Annotated in this window: 14 protein-coding genes; 4 read left to right on the plus strand and 10 right to left on the minus strand. The window is 60.8% G+C overall.

All coding sequences use genetic code 11. From position 1 onward, the window contains the following. Positions 1 to 2 precede the first annotated feature (2 nt). The 3 genes from Q8K08_RS17340 to Q8K08_RS17350 all read right to left on the minus strand — a co-directional run bounded on the left by Q8K08_RS17340 (position 3) and on the right by Q8K08_RS17350 (position 4,320). Entirely contained in the window at positions 3 to 251 is a 249-nt protein-coding gene (locus Q8K08_RS17340; protein ID WP_322573329.1) for an excalibur calcium-binding domain-containing protein, read from the minus strand. Positions 252 to 292: 41 nt separating this feature from the next. Next, on the minus strand, positions 293 to 3,748 hold the full coding sequence (gene mfd / locus Q8K08_RS17345; RefSeq protein ID WP_305250945.1) for a transcription-repair coupling factor: 3,456 nt from the start codon (positions 3,746 to 3,748) through the stop codon (positions 293 to 295). 62 nt (positions 3,749 to 3,810) lie between these two features. Next, positions 3,811 to 4,320, minus strand: a complete 510-nt coding sequence (locus Q8K08_RS17350) for a component of SufBCD complex (RefSeq protein ID WP_304798035.1) — start codon at positions 4,318 to 4,320, stop codon at positions 3,811 to 3,813. A gap of 111 nt (positions 4,321 to 4,431) precedes the next feature. Between Q8K08_RS17350 and hemB the strand changes: the two genes are divergently transcribed. Next, positions 4,432 to 5,439 (plus strand): porphobilinogen synthase, encoded by a 1,008-nt coding sequence (hemB, locus tag Q8K08_RS17355; protein WP_304798037.1) that lies wholly within the window; start codon positions 4,432 to 4,434, stop codon positions 5,437 to 5,439. A gap of 158 nt (positions 5,440 to 5,597) precedes the next feature. Next, complete coding sequence (locus Q8K08_RS17360) at positions 5,598 to 6,161, plus strand: YSC84-related protein (protein ID WP_304798038.1); 564 nt, start codon at positions 5,598 to 5,600, stop codon at positions 6,159 to 6,161. Between the two features lie 73 nt (positions 6,162 to 6,234). Here the strand turns inward: Q8K08_RS17360 and Q8K08_RS17365 are convergent, their stop codons facing one another. After that, positions 6,235 to 7,098: an NAD(P)-dependent oxidoreductase gene (locus Q8K08_RS17365; RefSeq protein WP_304798039.1), complete on the minus strand. Its 864-nt coding sequence runs from the start codon at positions 7,096 to 7,098 to the stop codon at positions 6,235 to 6,237. 82 nt (positions 7,099 to 7,180) lie between these two features. On the opposite strand from Q8K08_RS17365, the gene Q8K08_RS17370 reads away from it, so the two are divergent. Next, positions 7,181 to 9,643 (plus strand): penicillin acylase family protein, encoded by a 2,463-nt coding sequence (locus Q8K08_RS17370; RefSeq protein WP_305250947.1) that lies wholly within the window; start codon positions 7,181 to 7,183, stop codon positions 9,641 to 9,643. On the opposite strand, the gene Q8K08_RS17375 is transcribed toward Q8K08_RS17370, so the two are convergent. Continuing rightward, positions 9,640 to 10,650 carry a tellurium resistance protein gene (locus tag Q8K08_RS17375; protein WP_305250948.1) on the minus strand — a complete coding sequence of 337 codons (1,011 nt, stop codon included), beginning with the start codon at positions 10,648 to 10,650 and terminating at the stop codon, positions 9,640 to 9,642. The two genes, Q8K08_RS17370 and Q8K08_RS17375, sit on opposite strands and share 4 nt — an antisense overlap. A gap of 63 nt (positions 10,651 to 10,713) precedes the next feature. Then, positions 10,714 to 11,568 (minus strand): GNAT family N-acetyltransferase, encoded by an 855-nt coding sequence (locus Q8K08_RS17380; RefSeq protein ID WP_305250949.1) that lies wholly within the window; start codon positions 11,566 to 11,568, stop codon positions 10,714 to 10,716. A 45-nt stretch (positions 11,569 to 11,613) separates the two neighbouring features. Here Q8K08_RS17380 and Q8K08_RS17385 point away from each other — a divergent pair, with 45 nt between their 5' ends. Next, a complete protein-coding gene (locus Q8K08_RS17385) occupies positions 11,614 to 11,736 on the plus strand; it encodes a hypothetical protein (RefSeq protein ID WP_304798045.1) in 123 nt (40 codons plus the stop codon). Between the two features lie 53 nt (positions 11,737 to 11,789). On the opposite strand, the gene Q8K08_RS17390 is transcribed toward Q8K08_RS17385, so the two are convergent. Genes Q8K08_RS17390 through Q8K08_RS17405 form a run of 4 tightly spaced genes read right to left on the minus strand, consistent with a single transcriptional unit; the run spans position 11,790 to position 16,916 of the window. After that, positions 11,790 to 12,875 carry an ABC transporter ATP-binding protein gene (locus Q8K08_RS17390; protein WP_305250950.1) on the minus strand — a complete coding sequence of 362 codons (1,086 nt, stop codon included), beginning with the start codon at positions 12,873 to 12,875 and terminating at the stop codon, positions 11,790 to 11,792. A 16-nt stretch (positions 12,876 to 12,891) separates the two neighbouring features. Then, entirely contained in the window at positions 12,892 to 14,526 is a 1,635-nt protein-coding gene (locus Q8K08_RS17395) for an alpha-amylase family glycosyl hydrolase (RefSeq protein WP_305250951.1), read from the minus strand. A 7-nt stretch (positions 14,527 to 14,533) separates the two neighbouring features. After that, positions 14,534 to 15,676 (minus strand): carbohydrate ABC transporter permease, encoded by a 1,143-nt coding sequence (locus Q8K08_RS17400; RefSeq protein ID WP_305250952.1) that lies wholly within the window; start codon positions 15,674 to 15,676, stop codon positions 14,534 to 14,536. A gap of 1 nt (position 15,677) precedes the next feature. Next, on the minus strand, positions 15,678 to 16,916 hold the full coding sequence (locus Q8K08_RS17405; protein ID WP_305250954.1) for a carbohydrate ABC transporter permease: 1,239 nt from the start codon (positions 16,914 to 16,916) through the stop codon (positions 15,678 to 15,680). Positions 16,917 to 16,947 lie beyond the last annotated feature (31 nt).

The raw sequence follows: 16,947 nt of genomic DNA on the forward strand, positions 1-16,947 counted from the left end.
CCTTACTCACAGGGGCGGGAGCACAGATTTTCACAGGGGATGCCGTCATTGTCGGCATCCCGTTTGTGATGACCACAGACCTTCAACTTGTAACATGCCTCGGCGCAGGACGAGATCTGCTTGCAGGTCTTGTTCGAACAATCATAGGCCTGCGCTTGCCACACAGACTGCGAGCCAGCCAGAGGGGTCGGGCTGGTCATATCGGGAAAAAGCGATGCCAGACCCAATGCGACAGCAAGAGAAAAAGACATAAAAAAAATCCGTCAAAAGAAAATGTTAACAGAGGTTAACACTACCCCTTTGGCCGCACAATCTTTTCTGCAAGATCACGGGCGATGGCAAAGGCGCCCTTGATCCGGTCGGCGTCTGATTTCCAGTCGCGCAGCAGCACAATCTTGTTGCCCTGCACCTTTGCTCCCACACCCTCGGCCTTGATGAAATCAACCAGCCCCGCCGGGTTGCCGAATTTGTCGTTGTGGAACTGAATCGTGGCCCCCTTTGGCCCGGCATCAATACGGCTGATCCCGGCGCGCTTTGCCATCGCCTTGATCCGCACAATCAGCATCAGCGTGTTGACCTCGCGCGGGAGCGGGCCGAAGCGGTCGATCAGCTCGGCGGCAAAACCTTCCAGCTCTACCTTGGTGGCCAGACCCGACAAGCGGCGATAAAGGCCGAGCCGCACATCCAGATCGACGACGTAATCTTCCGGGATCATCACCGGCAGGCCAAGGTTCAACTGCGGCGACCATTGATCATCTATCGGGGACAACCCATTGATCTCGCCCGATTTGATTTTGGCAATCGTTTCTTCCAGCATCTGCTGATACAGCTCATAGCCAACCTCACGGATATGGCCAGACTGTTCCTCGCCCAAAAGATTACCCGCGCCGCGCAGGTCAAGGTCGTGGCTGGCAAGGTTGAAGCCCGCGCCCAGATTGTCAAGGCTTCCCAAAAGCTTAAGCCGCTTTTGCGCCTGCGGGGTCAGCGGGCTGCGCGGTTTGGTGGTCAGGTAGCAATAAGCCCGCGTCTTGCTGCGCCCGACCCGGCCGCGAATCTGATACAGTTGGGAAAGCCCGAACATGTCGCCGCGGTGGATGATCATGGTGTTCGCGGTCGGAATATCCAGACCCGATTCCACAATCGTTGTGGCCAGCAGCACATCATATTTGCCGTCGTAGAACTGGTTCATCCGGTCATCCAGATCGCCCGCCGCCAACTGGCCATGGGCGATGACATAAGACACCTCTGGCACATGGTTGCGCAGGAAATCTTCAATCTCGGGCAGGTCGGAAATGCGCGGCACCACATAGAATGACTGCCCGCCCCGGAAGCGTTCACGCAACAGCGCCTCGCGGATGGTCACGGTGTCAAATTCACTGACATAGGTGCGGATAGCAAGGCGGTCTACCGGAGGCGTCGCAATGATCGACAGGTCACGCACCCCGGTCAGCGACAGTTGCAGCGTGCGGGGGATAGGCGTTGCGGTCAGGGTCAGGACGTGGATTTCCGACCGCATTTCCTTTAGCCGTTCCTTATGGCTGACGCCGAAATGCTGTTCCTCATCAATGACAAGCAAGCCGAGGTTTTTGAATTTCACGCCCTTGGCCAACAGAGCATGGGTGCCCACCACAATATCGACCGTGCCATCGGTCATCGCCGCACGCGTGGCATTCGCATCCTTTGCGCTGACAAACCGAGACAAGGGTTTGATGGTGATGGGAAATCCGCGAAACCGTTCGACAAAGCTGCGGTAGTGCTGGCGGGCGAGCAGGGTTGTGGGGCAAATCACTGCCACCTGCATCCCCGCCAGGGCCGCGACAAAAGCGGCGCGCATCGCCACTTCGGTCTTGCCAAAGCCCACGTCGCCCACAACCAGACGGTCCATCGGGCTGCCTTTTTCCAGATCGGCGACCACATCGGCAATCGCCGCCAACTGGTCATCGGTTTCCTGATACGGAAAGCGGGCTGCAAACGCCTCCCATATGCTGTGGGGCGCCTCCAGTATTGGCGCATGGCGCAGCGCGCGCTCAGCCGCAATCCGCATCAGGCGGTCAGCGATTTCCTTGATGCGTTCCTTTAGCTTTGCCTTTTTCGCCTGCCACGCACCACCGCCCAGACGGTCAAGCAGACCCTCTTCATGACCATAGCGGCTGAGGAGTTCGATATTTTCGACCGGCAGGTAAAGCTTTGCACTGTCTGCATATTCCAGCGCCACGCAAGCATGTGGCGCGCCAAGTGCGGTGATCGTCTCCAGCCCCAGATAGCGGCCCACGCCATGTTCGACATGCACCACCAGATCGCCCGGCGTCAGCGTATCGACTTCGCGCAGGAAGTTGTCGGCCTTGCGCTTGCGGCGGGGCTTGCCGACCATGCGGTCACCCAAGACATCCTGCTCGGAAATCACCGCCAGACCGGGGGCGACAAACCCAGATTCGAGCGCCCAGACCAGCAAGAACAAGCCGCCCCGCCCGTCCGGCACATCGCGGAAATCCTTGATACGGATCAGACCACTTACGCCCTGATCTTGCAGCAATCCTTCAAGCCGTTCCCGCGCGCCCTCTGACCATGACGCGATGACCACCTGACAATCCTCGCGCAAAGCCCGAAGATGATCGGCCAAGGCACCGAAAAGGCTTATAGATTCCATCTGTCGCTCTGGCGCAAAGCTGCGCCCCAACCGTCCGCTGGCATCCAGTATGCCGGGACCGGGGCTTTGCGCATGGGGCGACAGTTGCACCACACGATGCGCTGCGATTGCGGCCTCCCATGCAGTGTCGTCCAGATACAGCAAACCCGGTGCGGCGGGTTTGTAGACCGTATCCAGCCGGCCCTTGGCTGTCATCGCCTCGCGCCGGGAATCGTAGGCGTCGTCAATGCCGTCCCAACGCGACAGCCGCATCGGGGTCACCTGATCATCCAGCATCACCGAGGCGTCCGGCAGATAGTCGAACAGCGTCTCCAGTCGGTCATGGAACAGGCCAAGCCAATGCTCCATCCCCTGATGCTTGCGCCCTGCACTCACCGCTTCATACAGCGGATCATCGGCGCCACCGACGCCGAACTCGATGCGGTATGCCTGCCGGAAGCGGGTGATCGACGCTTCATCAAGAATGACCTCGGACACAGGCGACAGGTCAACTGCGGTCAGCTTTTCCACCGTGCGCTGCGTAACCGGATCAAAGCGGCGCAAACCATCCAGCACATCGCCAAAGAAATCCAGCCGCACCGGGCCGGGATGGCCGGGCGGGTAAATATCAATGATACCGCCGCGCAAGGCGTAGTCGCCGGCCTCTGCCACGGTGGACACCGGCGAAAAGCCCATGCGCGACAAAAAGCCTTTCAGTTGGGCTTCATCCACCCGTTTGCCGACTTGCGCGGTAAAGCTGCTGGCCGCCACCGTGGCGCGGCTTGGCACGCGCTGAGTTGCGGCGTTCAGCGTGGTGAGCAGCACAAACGGCCCCGGCACCCCGGCGGCAAGGGCCGCCAGCGTGGCCATGCGGCGCGCGGCAATGTCAGGGTTGGGCGACACCCGGTCATAGGGCAGACAGTCCCAGGCCGGGAAATCCAGCACCACGGCTTGCGGCGCCATCACCGAAAGGGCAATGCGCATCGCCTCCATCCGTTTGTCATCGCGGGCGACATGGATCACTGCGCCCCCGCGCCCAAGTTCGCGCGCGACAAGCCGGGCGTCAAAGCCCTCGGGTGCGCCACCCAGCACGATACGGTCAGGGGAAATTGTTTTGGTCATCGCGCCCTTAACTACGCCCGTTTACCCGACCGTCAAGGGCCGGACCAAAGGTGCGATTTTGATCATGTCATGTTTTGATACATGCCAAACAGCGCGGTCACAAAAATCGAGATCATGCCGATCAGTTGCACCAGAAACCTGTGCCGCATCAGCAACCGCACCAGCACCGCGCCTTCGGGCGCATCCGTTTCCACCCGCAGCGCCAGACGCAATGTCAGATAGGCCACAAGAACCATCGGTGCGAACATCAGCAACACCGCTTGCGCCAGTTCGATCTGATACAAAATGGCCAGCATGCCCAGAACGGTCAGCAAGAAGAACACGAATCCGATGACCCACAACCCACCATTGCGCGAGATATACAGCATCCGCCGCGCATTGATCTGCACCACAACAGCGAGATCCTCTGCCGCCTCTGCACCCTGCCTGCGAGCGCGGGTAATCAGGTCAAAGGGCACACCAAGCACCCAATGGCTGACCGACGACCACAGCACGGCCAGAAAAATCCAATACCAGAGGCTGGAAAAGGATCGCATATCAATCAGCAGGAAAATAAGGGAATACCATTCCAAGAGGAGTCGCACCTTTTGCCTGAAGTCGCGCGCAAGGCTTGCAGCGCCGCGCCTTTCCATGGCAGGCAAGTGCAAAAGCTGCAAGCCCCTGACCAGATGCGAGCCCCGAACATGCGCCTGACCGTTGCCCCAACACCCACCTTGCGTTTCCGCCGTCTGCGCAAATCTGCCGCCTTGCGCGCTTTGGCACAAGAAAACACTCTGTCAGTCAATGATCTGATCTGGCCGATGTTTGTGCGCGATGGCGCGGGGTTGCGTGAACCGATCGCGTCAATGCCGGGGGTGGAGCGGTTGAGCGTGGATCTGGTGGTCAAGGCGGCTGAGGAGGCGGCAACCCTTGGCATTCCGGCGATCTGCCTGTTTCCCTATACCGACCCTGCGAAAAAGACCGAAGATTGCGCCGAAGCGTGGAACCCAGACAATCTGGCCAACCGTGCCATTCGTGCGATCAAGGCGGCGGTGCCCGATATTGCCGTGATGACCGATGTGGCGCTGGACCCCTATAACGCCAATGGCCACGACGGGCTGGTGCGTGACGGGATCATCCTGAACGATGAAACCATCGAGGCGCTGGTCGCGATGTCATTGGCGCAGGCGGAAGCCGGGGCCGATATCCTTGGCCCGTCTGACATGATGGATGGCCGGATCGGGGCAATGCGGGCGGCGCTGGAGGCTGCGGGCCACAAGGATGTGGCGATCATGTCCTATTCGGCCAAATACGCGAGCGCCTTTTATGGCCCGTTCCGCGATGCGGTGGGGGCGTCGGGGGCGCTGAAGGGCGACAAGAAAACCTATCAGATGAACCCGGCCAACAGCGACGAAGCGTTGCGGCTGATCGAACGTGATCTGACCGAAGGCGCGGATATGGTCATGGTGAAACCGGGGATGCCCTATCTGGACATCTGCCACCGGGTCAAGGCAACCTTTGGCGCGCCGACCTATGCCTATCAGGTGTCGGGAGAATACGCGATGATCAAGGCGGCGGCCCAGAACGGCTGGATTGATGGCGAGCGGGTCATGCTGGAAAGCCTGATGGCGTTTCGCCGGGCCGGGTGTGATGGAGTGCTGACCTATTTCGCCCCCGAGGTCGCCCGCGCCATCCGCGATGGTCGGGCCTGATCTGGCGCGTCTGATCTGGCGGGTTTTATCGGCAAACCCCCGCCACCCGCTGCATAAGCTCATGACATTTGCGTGCAATGCCGCTATATCTGGTGTCAGAGGGTCAAAAGAACCCCAAGCGCCGCGCGGCGACCACGAGAGGCATAAGGCAGCATATAATGACCGTATTCAGCGGACTTTCCAGACGAACATTCCTTGGAGCGACAGGGGCCAGCGGGCTTTTGGCAGCCTGCGGCAATGGTGTTGGCAGCGCCGGATCGGCTCAGATTGATGCCCGCGTCAACTCGACCGAGCAATTCCTGTATTCCAGCTTTCCCGGCACCCGAGATCTGGCCAACCGTGCCGCTGGCGTGCTGATCATGCCGCTGATCACCGAAGCAGGCTTGATCTATGGTGGCGGCTACGGGCGCGGTGCCTTGCGCGTGGGCGGCGTGACGGTGGATTATTACTCCGCCACCCGCGCCACATTCGGGTTGCAGATCGGCGCACAGCAATATGCACATGCGCTGTTTTTCATGACTGAAGGCGCCTTGGGTCAGTTCCGTCGCAGCCCCGGCTGGGCTGCCGGAGCCGATGTGCGCTATGCCACCCCGGCGCAAGGCGCGTCCTTGGGCAAGGAAACCACCGAAATGGAGCCTGTTATCGCGCTGGTCTTTGGCCAGCAGGGGTTCATCGCAGGCGCGACACTGACCGGTGTGAAATACAATCGCATCATTCCCTGAACGAAATTCCCGCCGCGGACGTCGGACGCCTCCGGCGGGAGTATTCTTGCCAAGATGAATGCGGCAGGTCTGATTACCGCAGACGGCGGATCAGGCTGCTGGTGTCATTGCGGCCGCCGCCCATGCGCTGCACGTCCTTGTAGAACTGATCAACAAGCGCCGTGACCGGCAAGGATGCGCCGATGTCATTGGCGGTGGCAAGGCAGATGCCAAGATCCTTGCGCATCCAATCCACTGCAAAACCATGGTCGAATTTATCCTCAAGCATGGTTTTGTAGCGGTTTTGCATCTGCCATGATCCTGCAGCACCCTGACTGATCACCTCGATCACCGCCGCGCCGTCCAGACCGGCTTTTTCGCCAAAGGCCAACGCCTCGGACAGGCCCTGCACCAGACCGGCGATGCAGATCTGGTTCATCATCTTGGCGATCTGGCCCGCGCCCGATGCGCCCAGACGCCGGCAGATGCGGGCATAGGCGTTGATCACCGGCTCGGCGCTTGCATAAGCATCTTCCGAGCCGCCGCACATCACCGAAAGCGCGCCATTCTCAGCGCCTGCCTGCCCGCCAGACACCGGTGCGTCGACAAAACCAAGGCCCAGTTCGGCAGCAAGGGCTGCCATTTCGCGCGTAACCTGTGCCGAGACCGTGGTGTGATCGACAAAGATCGCGTCTTTTGTCATGCCCGCAAAGGCGCCGTCCGGCCCGGTGCAGACCCCGCGCAGGTCGTCATCATTGCCCACACAGGCCATCACGAAGTCTTGCCCCATCGCAGCCTCTCGCGGGGTGGCGGCTGCGCGCCCGCCATGTTTGGCGACCCAGGCGTCGCGCTTTGCGGGGCTGCGGTTGTAGACCGTGACCTCATGTCCACTGGCCGCCAGATGGCCTGCCATGGGGAACCCCATCACGCCCAATCCCAAGAATGCTACCTTTGCCATCACAAGCCTCCCTCTCCATTGCCCTTTTGTCTGCAATGTCTTAGGTAACAGTCCCACTCCTGCCGTCAAGAACTGGCCCCAAATGCTTAATGTTTTCCGCTGGCTGATGCGTTTGTTGACAGGGCTTGTGGCCCTTGGCCTGCTGTGTCTGATCGGGGTTTATTACTTTCTGGAACGGTCAATCCCCGACTACACGGGGACTTTCACGATTTCGGGGGTCTCTGCCCCGGTCGAGATTTTGCGCAACAATGACAACGTGCCACATATTTTCGGGTCTGCGGATACGGATGTCTATTTCGCACTTGGATTTGCACATGCGCAGGACCGTCTGTGGCAGATGACAATGCTGCGTCGCACCGCGCAGGGGCGGTTGTCGGAGGTGTTTGGCAACCGCACGCTCAAGATTGACGAGCTGTTGCGCCGCTATGATCTGTACACTCTATCGCTGCAGTCGGTCGAGGCGCAGGACGCGCCCACCCGTGCCGCGCTGGAGGCTTATTCGGCGGGCGTCAATACCTGGATCGGGCAGATCAATGAGGGCGCGCGCGGCCGAGGTGCGCCGGAGTTTTTCTTCTTTTCCAATGAGATCGCCGCATGGGCGCCTGCCGATTCCATCGCCATCCTGAAGCTGATGGCACTGCAACTTTCTGGCCATCTGGAGGCCGAGGTATTGCGGGCCCGTATGTCGATGCTGCTGCCCGAAGACCGCCTGCGCGACATTCTGCCCGATGATCCGGGACAGGCCGTGACGGCCCTGCCCGACTATGCCAGCCTGATGCCGGGGGTCGCCCCCTCCACCGATGCGCTGCGTATGGCGACCACGGACCCGCTGTCGCCGTTTCCGCGCGTCGATCTGGCGGGCGCGTCAAACGCCTGGGCGGCTGTGCCGGGGCGCTCGGCGGCGGGTGGCACCTTGTTGGCCAATGACCCGCACCTTGGCTTTACTGCGCCGACGATCTGGTATCTGGCCCGGCTGGAACTGCAATCGGGTGGCGTGATCGGGGCGACCATTCCCGGCGTGCCCAGCATTCTGATCGGGCGGTCGGCAGCGATCGGGTGGGGGCTGACGTCATCATATGTCGATGATCAGGATCTGGTCATGGAAAAGCTTAACCCCGCCAATTCCCAGGAATATGAAACCGCGACGGGCATGAAGCCCTTTGCCACCCGGCGATCGATCATTCAGGTCAAGGACGAGGCCCCTGTCACCATCACGCTGCGCTGGTCCGAGGCAGGGCCAGTGCTGCCGGGAACGCATTACGACCTTGGCTCTGTCACCCCGCCCGGCCACGTGGCTGCCCTGTCCTGGACCGCGCTTTCGGGCGCTGACACCACGATGACGGCGGCGCTGCGGGTGATGCAGGCCCGAACTATCCCCGATGCAATAGAGGCCGGGCGTCTGTTCGTGGCCCCGGCGCAGAACCTGATGCTGGTGGACGAGTCTGGCATTGCCTTGCAAGTGGTCGGCCATGTGCCGATGCGGGACGCAGAGCACCCGACCATGGGCCGGATGCCCGCGCTTGGCACCAATGCCACCAGCCGTTGGCTTGGGGTGATGCCCTATGACAGCAATCCGCGCGTGGTGAATCCCACCAGCGGCATCCTGGGCAATACCAACAACAAGACCGTTGACCTGCCTTTTCCTGACCATCTGTCGTTCCTGTGGGGCGACACCCAGCGGATTCAGCGGTGGCTGTCCTTGATGCAGACCCGCGAAGTTCATACCCGCGAAAGTTTTATCGAAGCCCAGCTTGATACCGTGTCCCCCACCGCGCGCGCCATTTTACCGCTGATCGGGGCCGAGTTGTGGTTTACAGGCGAAGCGGCGACTGAAGGCACCTCCGAGCGCCTGCGCCAGCGGGCGCTGTCACTTCTGGCCGAGTGGAACGGCGAGATGAACGAGCATCTGCCAGAGCCACTGATCTATCAGGCGTGGGTGCGCGCGCTGAATGAGCGGCTGATCCGGGATGAGCTGGGACCGCTGGCGGATACCATCACCCACCCCGATCCGGTGTTCATCGACCGGGTGTTTCGCAATACGAATGGCGCTGGGGTCTGGTGTGATGTGATCCAGTCGGCGGTGGTGGAAACCTGCCCTGATCTGGCCCGCATCGCGCTGGACGAGGCGCTGATCCAGCTGACCGCCACCTATGGCCCCAATCCCGAAAGCTGGCGCTGGGGTCAGGCGCATGAGGCCACGCATGACCATCCGGTGTTGGGCGAGGTGCCGTTCCTGAAATGGTTCGTCAACATCCGCCAATCGACCAGTGGCGATGATCACACGCTGATGCGCGGCCGCACCAAGGGCACGGGGCCTAATCCCTATCTGAACGTCCATGGCGCAGGCTATCGCGGGGTATATGACTTTGCCGACCCGGATTCGTCGGTCTTTGTGATCTCAACCGGGCAGTCGGGCCACCCGTTGTCACGCCATTACGACGACTTGGGTGAACGCTGGCGCAGGGGAGATTATGTGCCGATGAGCCTTGACCCGGAACTCGCCCGCGCGGCGGCTGTTGGCAGCACGATGCTGATGCCGCGTTAGGCAGTTGCCGCGTTGGTCTTGCTGGCCAAAGTACCGGCAGTCCACATCCGCAGCACGCGCAATGCAATCGCCGGGATGGCCCCCAGTGTCAGCACGGTGACCAGCACGCCACCCATGACCCAACCGTTGATCAAGAGCGCACTGGCAAAAGCGGCCGCAGGAAAGGTGAACGCGCCCCAAAGCGGGGTAAACCCCGCCTGCCCTATCCAGCGGTGGACAACCAGCAGCGCAATGGCGATGGCAAAGGCCAACACAACCATGGCCTGCGCCAGAAACGTCATACCCAGCAGACCCGCCACGCTGGCAAACAGGCTGGCAGGCGCAAGATGAATGGCCAGCAACGGGCGCAGGGGCGCCGGCGGAATGCGAAGGGCCAACTGCCACAGGCTGACGCCCCAGATCCCAACCGCCACCGGCATCGTCGTCCAAAGGATAATCAGGGCAAGACCCTCCCAACCCAGCGGAACGGCAGCCAAAGCACCGACGATGAAACCGACAAACGCAAGATGCCAGACGGGCGTGACATCGCGCCCCTCTGGCGGGGCGGCCAACAGACTGCGCACCATCAGCAATGCCAGAGCGCCTTGCAGCACCAGACCCAGCACAAGCACACCTTTGGCCGCCTGAGGCGCGAAAAAACCCAACATGGCAGCAAAGGCCAAAGCGCCCACAGTGGCCGCCGCCAAACCTGCCCTACCGGGCAAAATCCGCAAGTCTTCGGTCACGACACCGGGGCGCCGGGCAATCTTGATGGCGTATGCCAAAGTGCAGAACAGCCACAGCCCGGCCACCAGCCCCATAACCAGATCGGCCAGGCCTTCGGGCACCTGCGCCACAATCGACGCGCGCTTCAGCGCCAGGGCAAGGCCCAACATCCCCAGAACAACCGGAAACACTGCCGGCGGCATGCGTGCAAACAGTGGCAGTTTGCGCGGCGGGAACTCCGGCGGTGGAAACATCTTCGGGCGGCGCTGGTTCGGATCACGGCTCATCAGGACTACTCTCATGCACATTGTTTTGACAAAGCGCATCCGCCCTGCCGATGCAAGCGCGGGCTTGCCGCATCCGCCTTATCCCGGCAGCACCAGACTGGTCGCCCCAAGCCGATGCAGGGCCGCACCTGTGCCCAGCTTGAACCGCGCAAGGCCCGGCGCGTCTTCAGAATTGACATCGCCCAGATCCAGCGTTGTAACCCCTTCGGCCCGCAGGGCAAGGGCTGCATGCCAAAGCATCACCCGGTGCGCCCCCGATTCGCGCGCAATCAGATCGGCGTGCCCCAAGTGATAGGTGGCCCAAGAACCATGGCGCACAAAGCACATCGACGCATGGCGGCAACCGGCCTGACGCCAGTGCCACAGCCGCAGCGCGTTCTGGGGGATCGCGCGGGTAAACCGAGGCGGCAGGGCGACATAGTGACGGCTGGCGCGTTGGCGTGCCTCTGCCTCCACCAGATCGTGCAGGGCGCGGGGTGGGGCCAGTGTCACCTTAAGCTGACGCCGTTCTGCGGCACGCAATGCGTTACGCCACTTGCCCGCCATCGCCGCACGCAGATCTGCCGGTTCGGGACTCAGATCCCAAAGCGCCACATGGCGCGGTGTCATCAGCGGAATGATCCCCAACCCGGCGGCAGACTGTTCGGGCAAGACAATCAGCGCCCGCGTGGTACGCGCCAGTTTGCGCAACGCCCGGTGGCGCGTTGCCACATCCAAGGGGACAGTCCACACCGGGCCACGCAGCACAACCTGTAACGGCCCGCGCCTGAGGGTCTGCACTTGCGCCAGACTCTGCCCACCCGCCTCCACCAGATTTGCCACATCCATCTGAGCGCCCGTAGCCTGCGCGGCCATTGCATAGGCCGCACTTTGCTGGAACGCCCCGGATACGGGGACTGATGCTGGATCAAATACCTGCCAATGCCATTTCATATGCCTGTTAACGCAGAAAAAACTGAATCACTGTTTAAGCGGGGCATGAGACATGAAAAAATCACTCCCCGCCTCGCCCCCGCCCCGCGCATCACGCTTTGGGTGCCCAGCCTGTTGGCATCTGGCCTTGGTCTGGCGTTCCTGTCGGTGTTGGCGTTGCTACCATGAAACAAGGGCCCCGGCTTGCACCGGAGCCCCCTCATCTGCATGCTGACTGGGGATCAGCGGTATAGCAGGCTGAGTCCATTGGCAAAAAGATGCACTTTCGACGGCTCGGCCCCCAAGGCCACCGTGGTCCGGCGCACTTCGGTATGAATGCCGGGCAGCTTGGCGACGACTTGCGCGTCGGTGCCGGCACGCCTGAAATAAAGCAGCGTGACCTCGCCCAAGGCTTCGGTGATCTCGACCTCGCCCTTGAAGATCGGCGTGCCGGTGGTGGCCAGCAGGTCTTCCGGACGCACCCCGATGTTCACCTTCAACCCCAGATCGGCGGCCAGCGTTGGCACATGCGACACCGCCTCGCCGCCATTGGTCAGCCGCACGCGGGTTTGTGCACCTGTTTCAATCACTTCCCCCGCCATCAGGTTCATCGCCGGGCTACCAATAAACTGCGCGACAAACTCGTTCTGAGGCCGCTCATACAACTCCAGCGGCGTGCCCACCTGAGAAATCCCGCCGCCCGCCAGCACCACGATCCGGGTCGCAAGAGTCATCGCCTCGACCTGATCATGGGTCACATAGATCATGGTTGAATTCGGCATCGATTCTTTAAGCTGGGCAATTTCCAACCGCGTCGCCACCCGCAAGGCGGCGTCAAGGTTCGAGAGCGGCTCGTCAAACAGATACACCTTGGGGTCGCGCACAATGGACCGCCCGATGGCCACCCGTTGCCGCTGGCCGCCCGACAGCGCCTTTGGCAGACGGTCCAGATACGGCTCCAACTGCAGGATCTTTGCTGCCTTGGCCACCGCCGCATCAATCTCGGCCGTTGATTTCTTTGCAATTTTCAGCGCAAAGCTCATGTTGTCGCGCACCGTCATATGCGGGTACAGCGCGTAAGACTGGAACACCATGGCGATGCCCCGCTGTGCGGGCGGCACCTCATTCATGCGGTCGCCGTCGATGGTAAAATCGCCTCCGGTGATCTTTTCCAAGCCCGCAATCATCCGCAAAAGCGTCGATTTCCCGCAGCCCGACGGGCCGACGAAAACGATCAGCTCCCCAGTTTTGATGTCGAGGTTGATGTTCGACAGAACCTTGACCTCGCCATAAGCCTTTTCAACATTCGTCAGTTTCAGTTCGGCCATGTCCGGGCTCCCCCCCTTATTCTTTGCGCATCAGACAGAAGCCCCAGGGACCGAGTGTGACCTCGCCCCCCATCGCCGCTGTCGCGCCAAGATCCCCGCCAATGGCGGCCCAGTTTCCTTTGGGCAGCCCGATATGTGCTTGCTCTGCGCCCAGATTGAAGGCGCAGAAAATTTCTTCATCGCCCAGACGGCGGAACGCGGCCAGATCGCCCGTCGCCACCAGATCGGTCAGATCGCCAACACGCAGCGCATCATGCGCGCGACGAAACGCCAGGGCCCTGCGGTAATGGTTCAGCATCGACGCGGGGTCGGCATCTTGCGCCCCGACCGCCCGGTTCAGATGCGGGGCCTTGACCGGAAGCCACGGGTTGCCATCCGAGAACCCGCCATTGGCATTGTCCGTCACCCAAGGCAGTGGCGTGCGGCAGCCATCGCGGCCCTTGAATTCCGGCCAGAATTCGATGCCGTAGGGGTCTTGCAATTCCTCGAAGTCGATATCGGCCTCGGGTAAGCCAAGTTCTTCACCCTGATACAGGCACAAAGACCCGCGCAGACACATGAGAAGAACTGTGTAAGTCCTTGCTGCTGATTCACAAAGATCCCAACGTGTGATGTGGCGCACCGTGTCATGGTTGGAATAGGCCCAGCAGGGCCAGGCATCGGGCGCCACCGCATTCATGCGGCCGAATGTTTCGGCCAGCAGGTCCGCCGTCAGCCGCGTTGGTTGCAGCATCTCGAACGGGTAGCACATCTGCACCTTGTCCCCGCCCGAGGTATACTCGGCCATGATCTCAAGGCCGCGCTGCGCATCACCCACCTCACCCACTGCGGCGGCGCCGTAGGGGTTCAGCACCTCACGGAATTTACGAAGAAATTCAAGGTTTTCTGGCTGGTTTTTGTCAAACAGGTGCAACTGGTGGTTATAGGGGTTCACCCCCGGCGCAATAGAGTCGTTGCGCAGCTCTTTTGGAAGGCTAGGATTGTCGCGCAAGTATTTGTCGGCAAAATAGAAATTGATCGTATCCAGCCGAAAGCCATGCACCCCGCGTTCGAGCCAGAACCGCACCACATCCAACAGCGCCTCTTGCACAGGTTCGTGGTGCAGGTTCAGGTCGGGCTGGCTGGTCAGAAAGTTGTGCAGGTAGTACTGCTCGCGCCGCGCATCCCATTGCCAGGATGACCCGCCAAAGATCGCCAGCCAGTTGTTTGGCGGCGTGCCATCCGGCTTTGGCTCCGCCCAGACATACCAATCGGCGCGCGGGTTTGTCCTGTCTCTGCGGCTTTCCTTGAACCACGGATGCTGGTCGCTGGTATGCGACAACACCAGATCAATCATCACCTTCAGCCCAAGGCTTTGCGCCCGTGCCATCAGCGCATCGAAATCCGACAGCGTGCCGAACATCGGGTCCACGTCGCAGTAATCAGAGACGTCGTAGCCGAAATCCTTCATCGGGCTGGTGAAGAACGGGCTGATCCAGATCGCATCTGCCCCAAGGGTTGCGATATGATCCAGCCGCTCGGTGATCCCCTTCAGATCGCCGATGCCGTCGCCGTTGCTGTCTTGATAGCTGCGAGGGTAGATCTGATAGATCACCGCCCCGCGCCACCAATCGACCTGTGCGCCGATCACGATTTGCTCTTGTTTGGCCATAAGTCTCTCACTTCACCGAGCCGGCCAGCAGACCGCGCACGAGGTATTTCTGCATTGCAAAGAACACCAGCAGCGGTACCGCGATGCTGATAAACGCCGCCGTTGCCAGAATTTCCCAGTTGCCGCCGCGCGTGCCTAACAGCTCTACAATCTGCTTGGTCATCACCGTGGTTTGGCCCGATGAATCGATCAGGAACACCAGCGACACCAACAAATCATTCCACGTCCACAGGAACTGGAAGATCGCAAAAGAGGCGAGCGCCGGGAAAGACAGAGGCAGGATGATCTTGGTAAAGATCTGGAAATCCGACGCACCATCGACCTTTGCACATTCGATGATGTCACGCGGCAAACCAACCATGTAATTTCGCAACAAATAGATCGCCAACGGTAACCCGAACCCGGTATGGGCCAGCCATGTACCAAGGTATCCCTTGCCGATGCCAATCTCGTTGTGCAGCTTCAGCAGCGGAATCAACGCCAGTTGCAGCGGCACCACCAACAGGCCGACGATGGCCGCAATCAACAGCGCACGGCCCGGAAAATCCATCCATGCCAAGGCATAAGCGGCAAAAGCTGCGACAAGGATCGGGATGATGGTGGCCGGGATCGTCACCGTCAGCGTGTTGAAAAACGCCTTAGACATGCCATCGGTGTTGCTCGGCTCAAACAGGATCGCGCGGTAATTCTGAAAGGTGAACTCTGGCGGGGTGGCGGCGGTGCTGAAAATCCGCGGCAGACGCGCACCGGCGGTCGTCTGGGGGCTCGACAGCACATAGGCGCCATCGGGAGCCACGGTCAGCGTGACCCCATCGCCCAACTCTACCACATCGCCGGGTGCATTCGCCTCTGGCGCAGTGGATGTGGTGCCCCATGCAGACACCTCGGCATTGGTGGCCGTAAACAGCCGCCCCTCAATCACGAAGCGCCCGTCCACCTCTAGTTCGGTGCCGCCCACGCGAATGGCGGGCACCTGACGTTCCTGTGTCGACAGAGCCGACCACCAGCCCGAAGTTGCGATCTGATCCGCCGTGCGGAAAGACGACACGAACAGCCCCAGCGTTGGGAACAGCCACAGCGCCACGAGCACCGCCATCGAGATATGCACGGCCCATGTCAGGCCCGATTTCTTGCCGACAACGTTATCCATATTAACGCATCTCCTTGCGGGCGTTGTAGACGTTCCAGATCAGGATCGGCGTCACCAAAAGCATGATGATCATGGCCGATGCGGATCCCACGCCCCAGTCATTGGCGCGGAACAGCTTGTCATACATGTAATTGGCCAGCACTTGGGTTTCCCACTGGCCGTTGCTCATCGCAAAGACGATATCGAAGACCTTCAGCACAACGATGGTGATGGTGGTCCAGACCACAACGATGGTGCCCATGATCTGCGGCACCTTGATCTTGAAGAAGATCTGAAACGGGTTTGCGCCATCGACAATCGCGGCCTCGATCGTGTCTTCGGGCACACCGCGCAACGCTGCCGACAGGATCACCATGGCAAAACCGGTCTGAATCCAAACCAGTACGATCATCAGGAAAAAGCTGTTCCAGAACGGAATGGTCAGCCATGTTTGCGGCACACCATAGGGCAGATCGGTCCCCGCCAGCCCGATGGCCGAGCGGACAGACATAAAGATCAGCCACAGCGCCGCCGCACCAACCAACAAGCGCAGCGGAATGGTGCCGCCGCCAACCGGGCCAGATGGCTTTATCATCGGGCGCACGAACACCCACGCCACAAGCCCAACCGCTGCGGCAAAGGCCAGAAGACCCAGAATCGGCACGATTTTCAGGAACAGAACCGACATCGGCCCCCCCTGAAACGCCAGCCAGACTGCGTTCATGATGCCGATTTGCTCCTGATCGACCGGGCGGGTGTCATAGACCAGTTTCCAGATCACCGCCGCACCGACAAAGGAAATCGCCATCGGCATGAAGATCAGAGATTTGGCCAGATTGCCCCAGCGAATGCGGTCAGACAGTTGCGCCGCGAGCAGGCCGAACGCGGTCGACATTGCAGGCACCACAATCAGCCAAAGCATGTTGTTTTTCAAGGCTTCCCAGAACTTCGGCTCGCCAAACATCTTGGTGTAGTTGTCAAAGCCGACCCATTGATAACCGCCGCCCGGCACCCGTTGCGTCAGCGACAAGCGCAGCGTTTCCACCACCGGATAGGCAAGATACACCGACAGCGCGATCAGGGCGGGCATAAGGAACAGCCAGGGCCGGATCATGTTGGCGCGGTTGATGTTGCGCCCCGCATTCGGACCGGAGGGCGGAAACAGCACCTTGTCCAGAAACAGATTCGAGAAATAGAAGTAGCTGACGCAACCGCCAACGCCGATGATAATGGTGATCAATCCCTGAAGTGCCGGTGACATGGCGCCTCATCCCCCCTTTGTGGTTCCCCCG

This window comes from Pseudotabrizicola sp., from assembly GCF_030684215.1.
GTDB lineage: Bacteria > Pseudomonadota > Alphaproteobacteria > Rhodobacterales > Rhodobacteraceae > Pseudotabrizicola.

What these genes read in the sequence shown, in the direction of transcription:
- Q8K08_RS17340 (WP_322573329.1), bottom strand. Translation starts at nt 251, where the DNA reads ATGTCTTTTTCTCTTGCTGTCGCATTGGGTCTGGCATCGCTTTTTCCC.
- mfd (WP_305250945.1), bottom strand. Translation starts at nt 3,748, where the DNA reads ATGACCAAAACAATTTCCCCTGACCGTATCGTGCTGGGTGGCGCACCC.
- hemB (WP_304798037.1), top strand. Translation starts at nt 4,432, where the DNA reads ATGCGCCTGACCGTTGCCCCAACACCCACCTTGCGTTTCCGCCGTCTG.
- Q8K08_RS17360 (WP_304798038.1), top strand. Translation starts at nt 5,598, where the DNA reads ATGACCGTATTCAGCGGACTTTCCAGACGAACATTCCTTGGAGCGACA.
- Q8K08_RS17365 (WP_304798039.1), bottom strand. Translation starts at nt 7,098, where the DNA reads ATGGCAAAGGTAGCATTCTTGGGATTGGGCGTGATGGGGTTCCCCATG.
- Q8K08_RS17370 (WP_305250947.1), top strand. Translation starts at nt 7,181, where the DNA reads ATGCTTAATGTTTTCCGCTGGCTGATGCGTTTGTTGACAGGGCTTGTG.
- Q8K08_RS17375 (WP_305250948.1), bottom strand. Translation starts at nt 10,650, where the DNA reads ATGAGAGTAGTCCTGATGAGCCGTGATCCGAACCAGCGCCGCCCGAAG.
- Q8K08_RS17380 (WP_305250949.1), bottom strand. Translation starts at nt 11,568, where the DNA reads ATGAAATGGCATTGGCAGGTATTTGATCCAGCATCAGTCCCCGTATCC.
- Q8K08_RS17385 (WP_304798045.1), top strand. Translation starts at nt 11,614, where the DNA reads ATGAGACATGAAAAAATCACTCCCCGCCTCGCCCCCGCCCCGCGCATC.
- Q8K08_RS17390 (WP_305250950.1), bottom strand. Translation starts at nt 12,875, where the DNA reads ATGGCCGAACTGAAACTGACGAATGTTGAAAAGGCTTATGGCGAGGTC.
- Q8K08_RS17395 (WP_305250951.1), bottom strand. Translation starts at nt 14,526, where the DNA reads ATGGCCAAACAAGAGCAAATCGTGATCGGCGCACAGGTCGATTGGTGG.
- Q8K08_RS17400 (WP_305250952.1), bottom strand. Translation starts at nt 15,676, where the DNA reads ATGGATAACGTTGTCGGCAAGAAATCGGGCCTGACATGGGCCGTGCAT.
- Q8K08_RS17405 (WP_305250954.1), bottom strand. Translation starts at nt 16,916, where the DNA reads ATGTCACCGGCACTTCAGGGATTGATCACCATTATCATCGGCGTTGGC.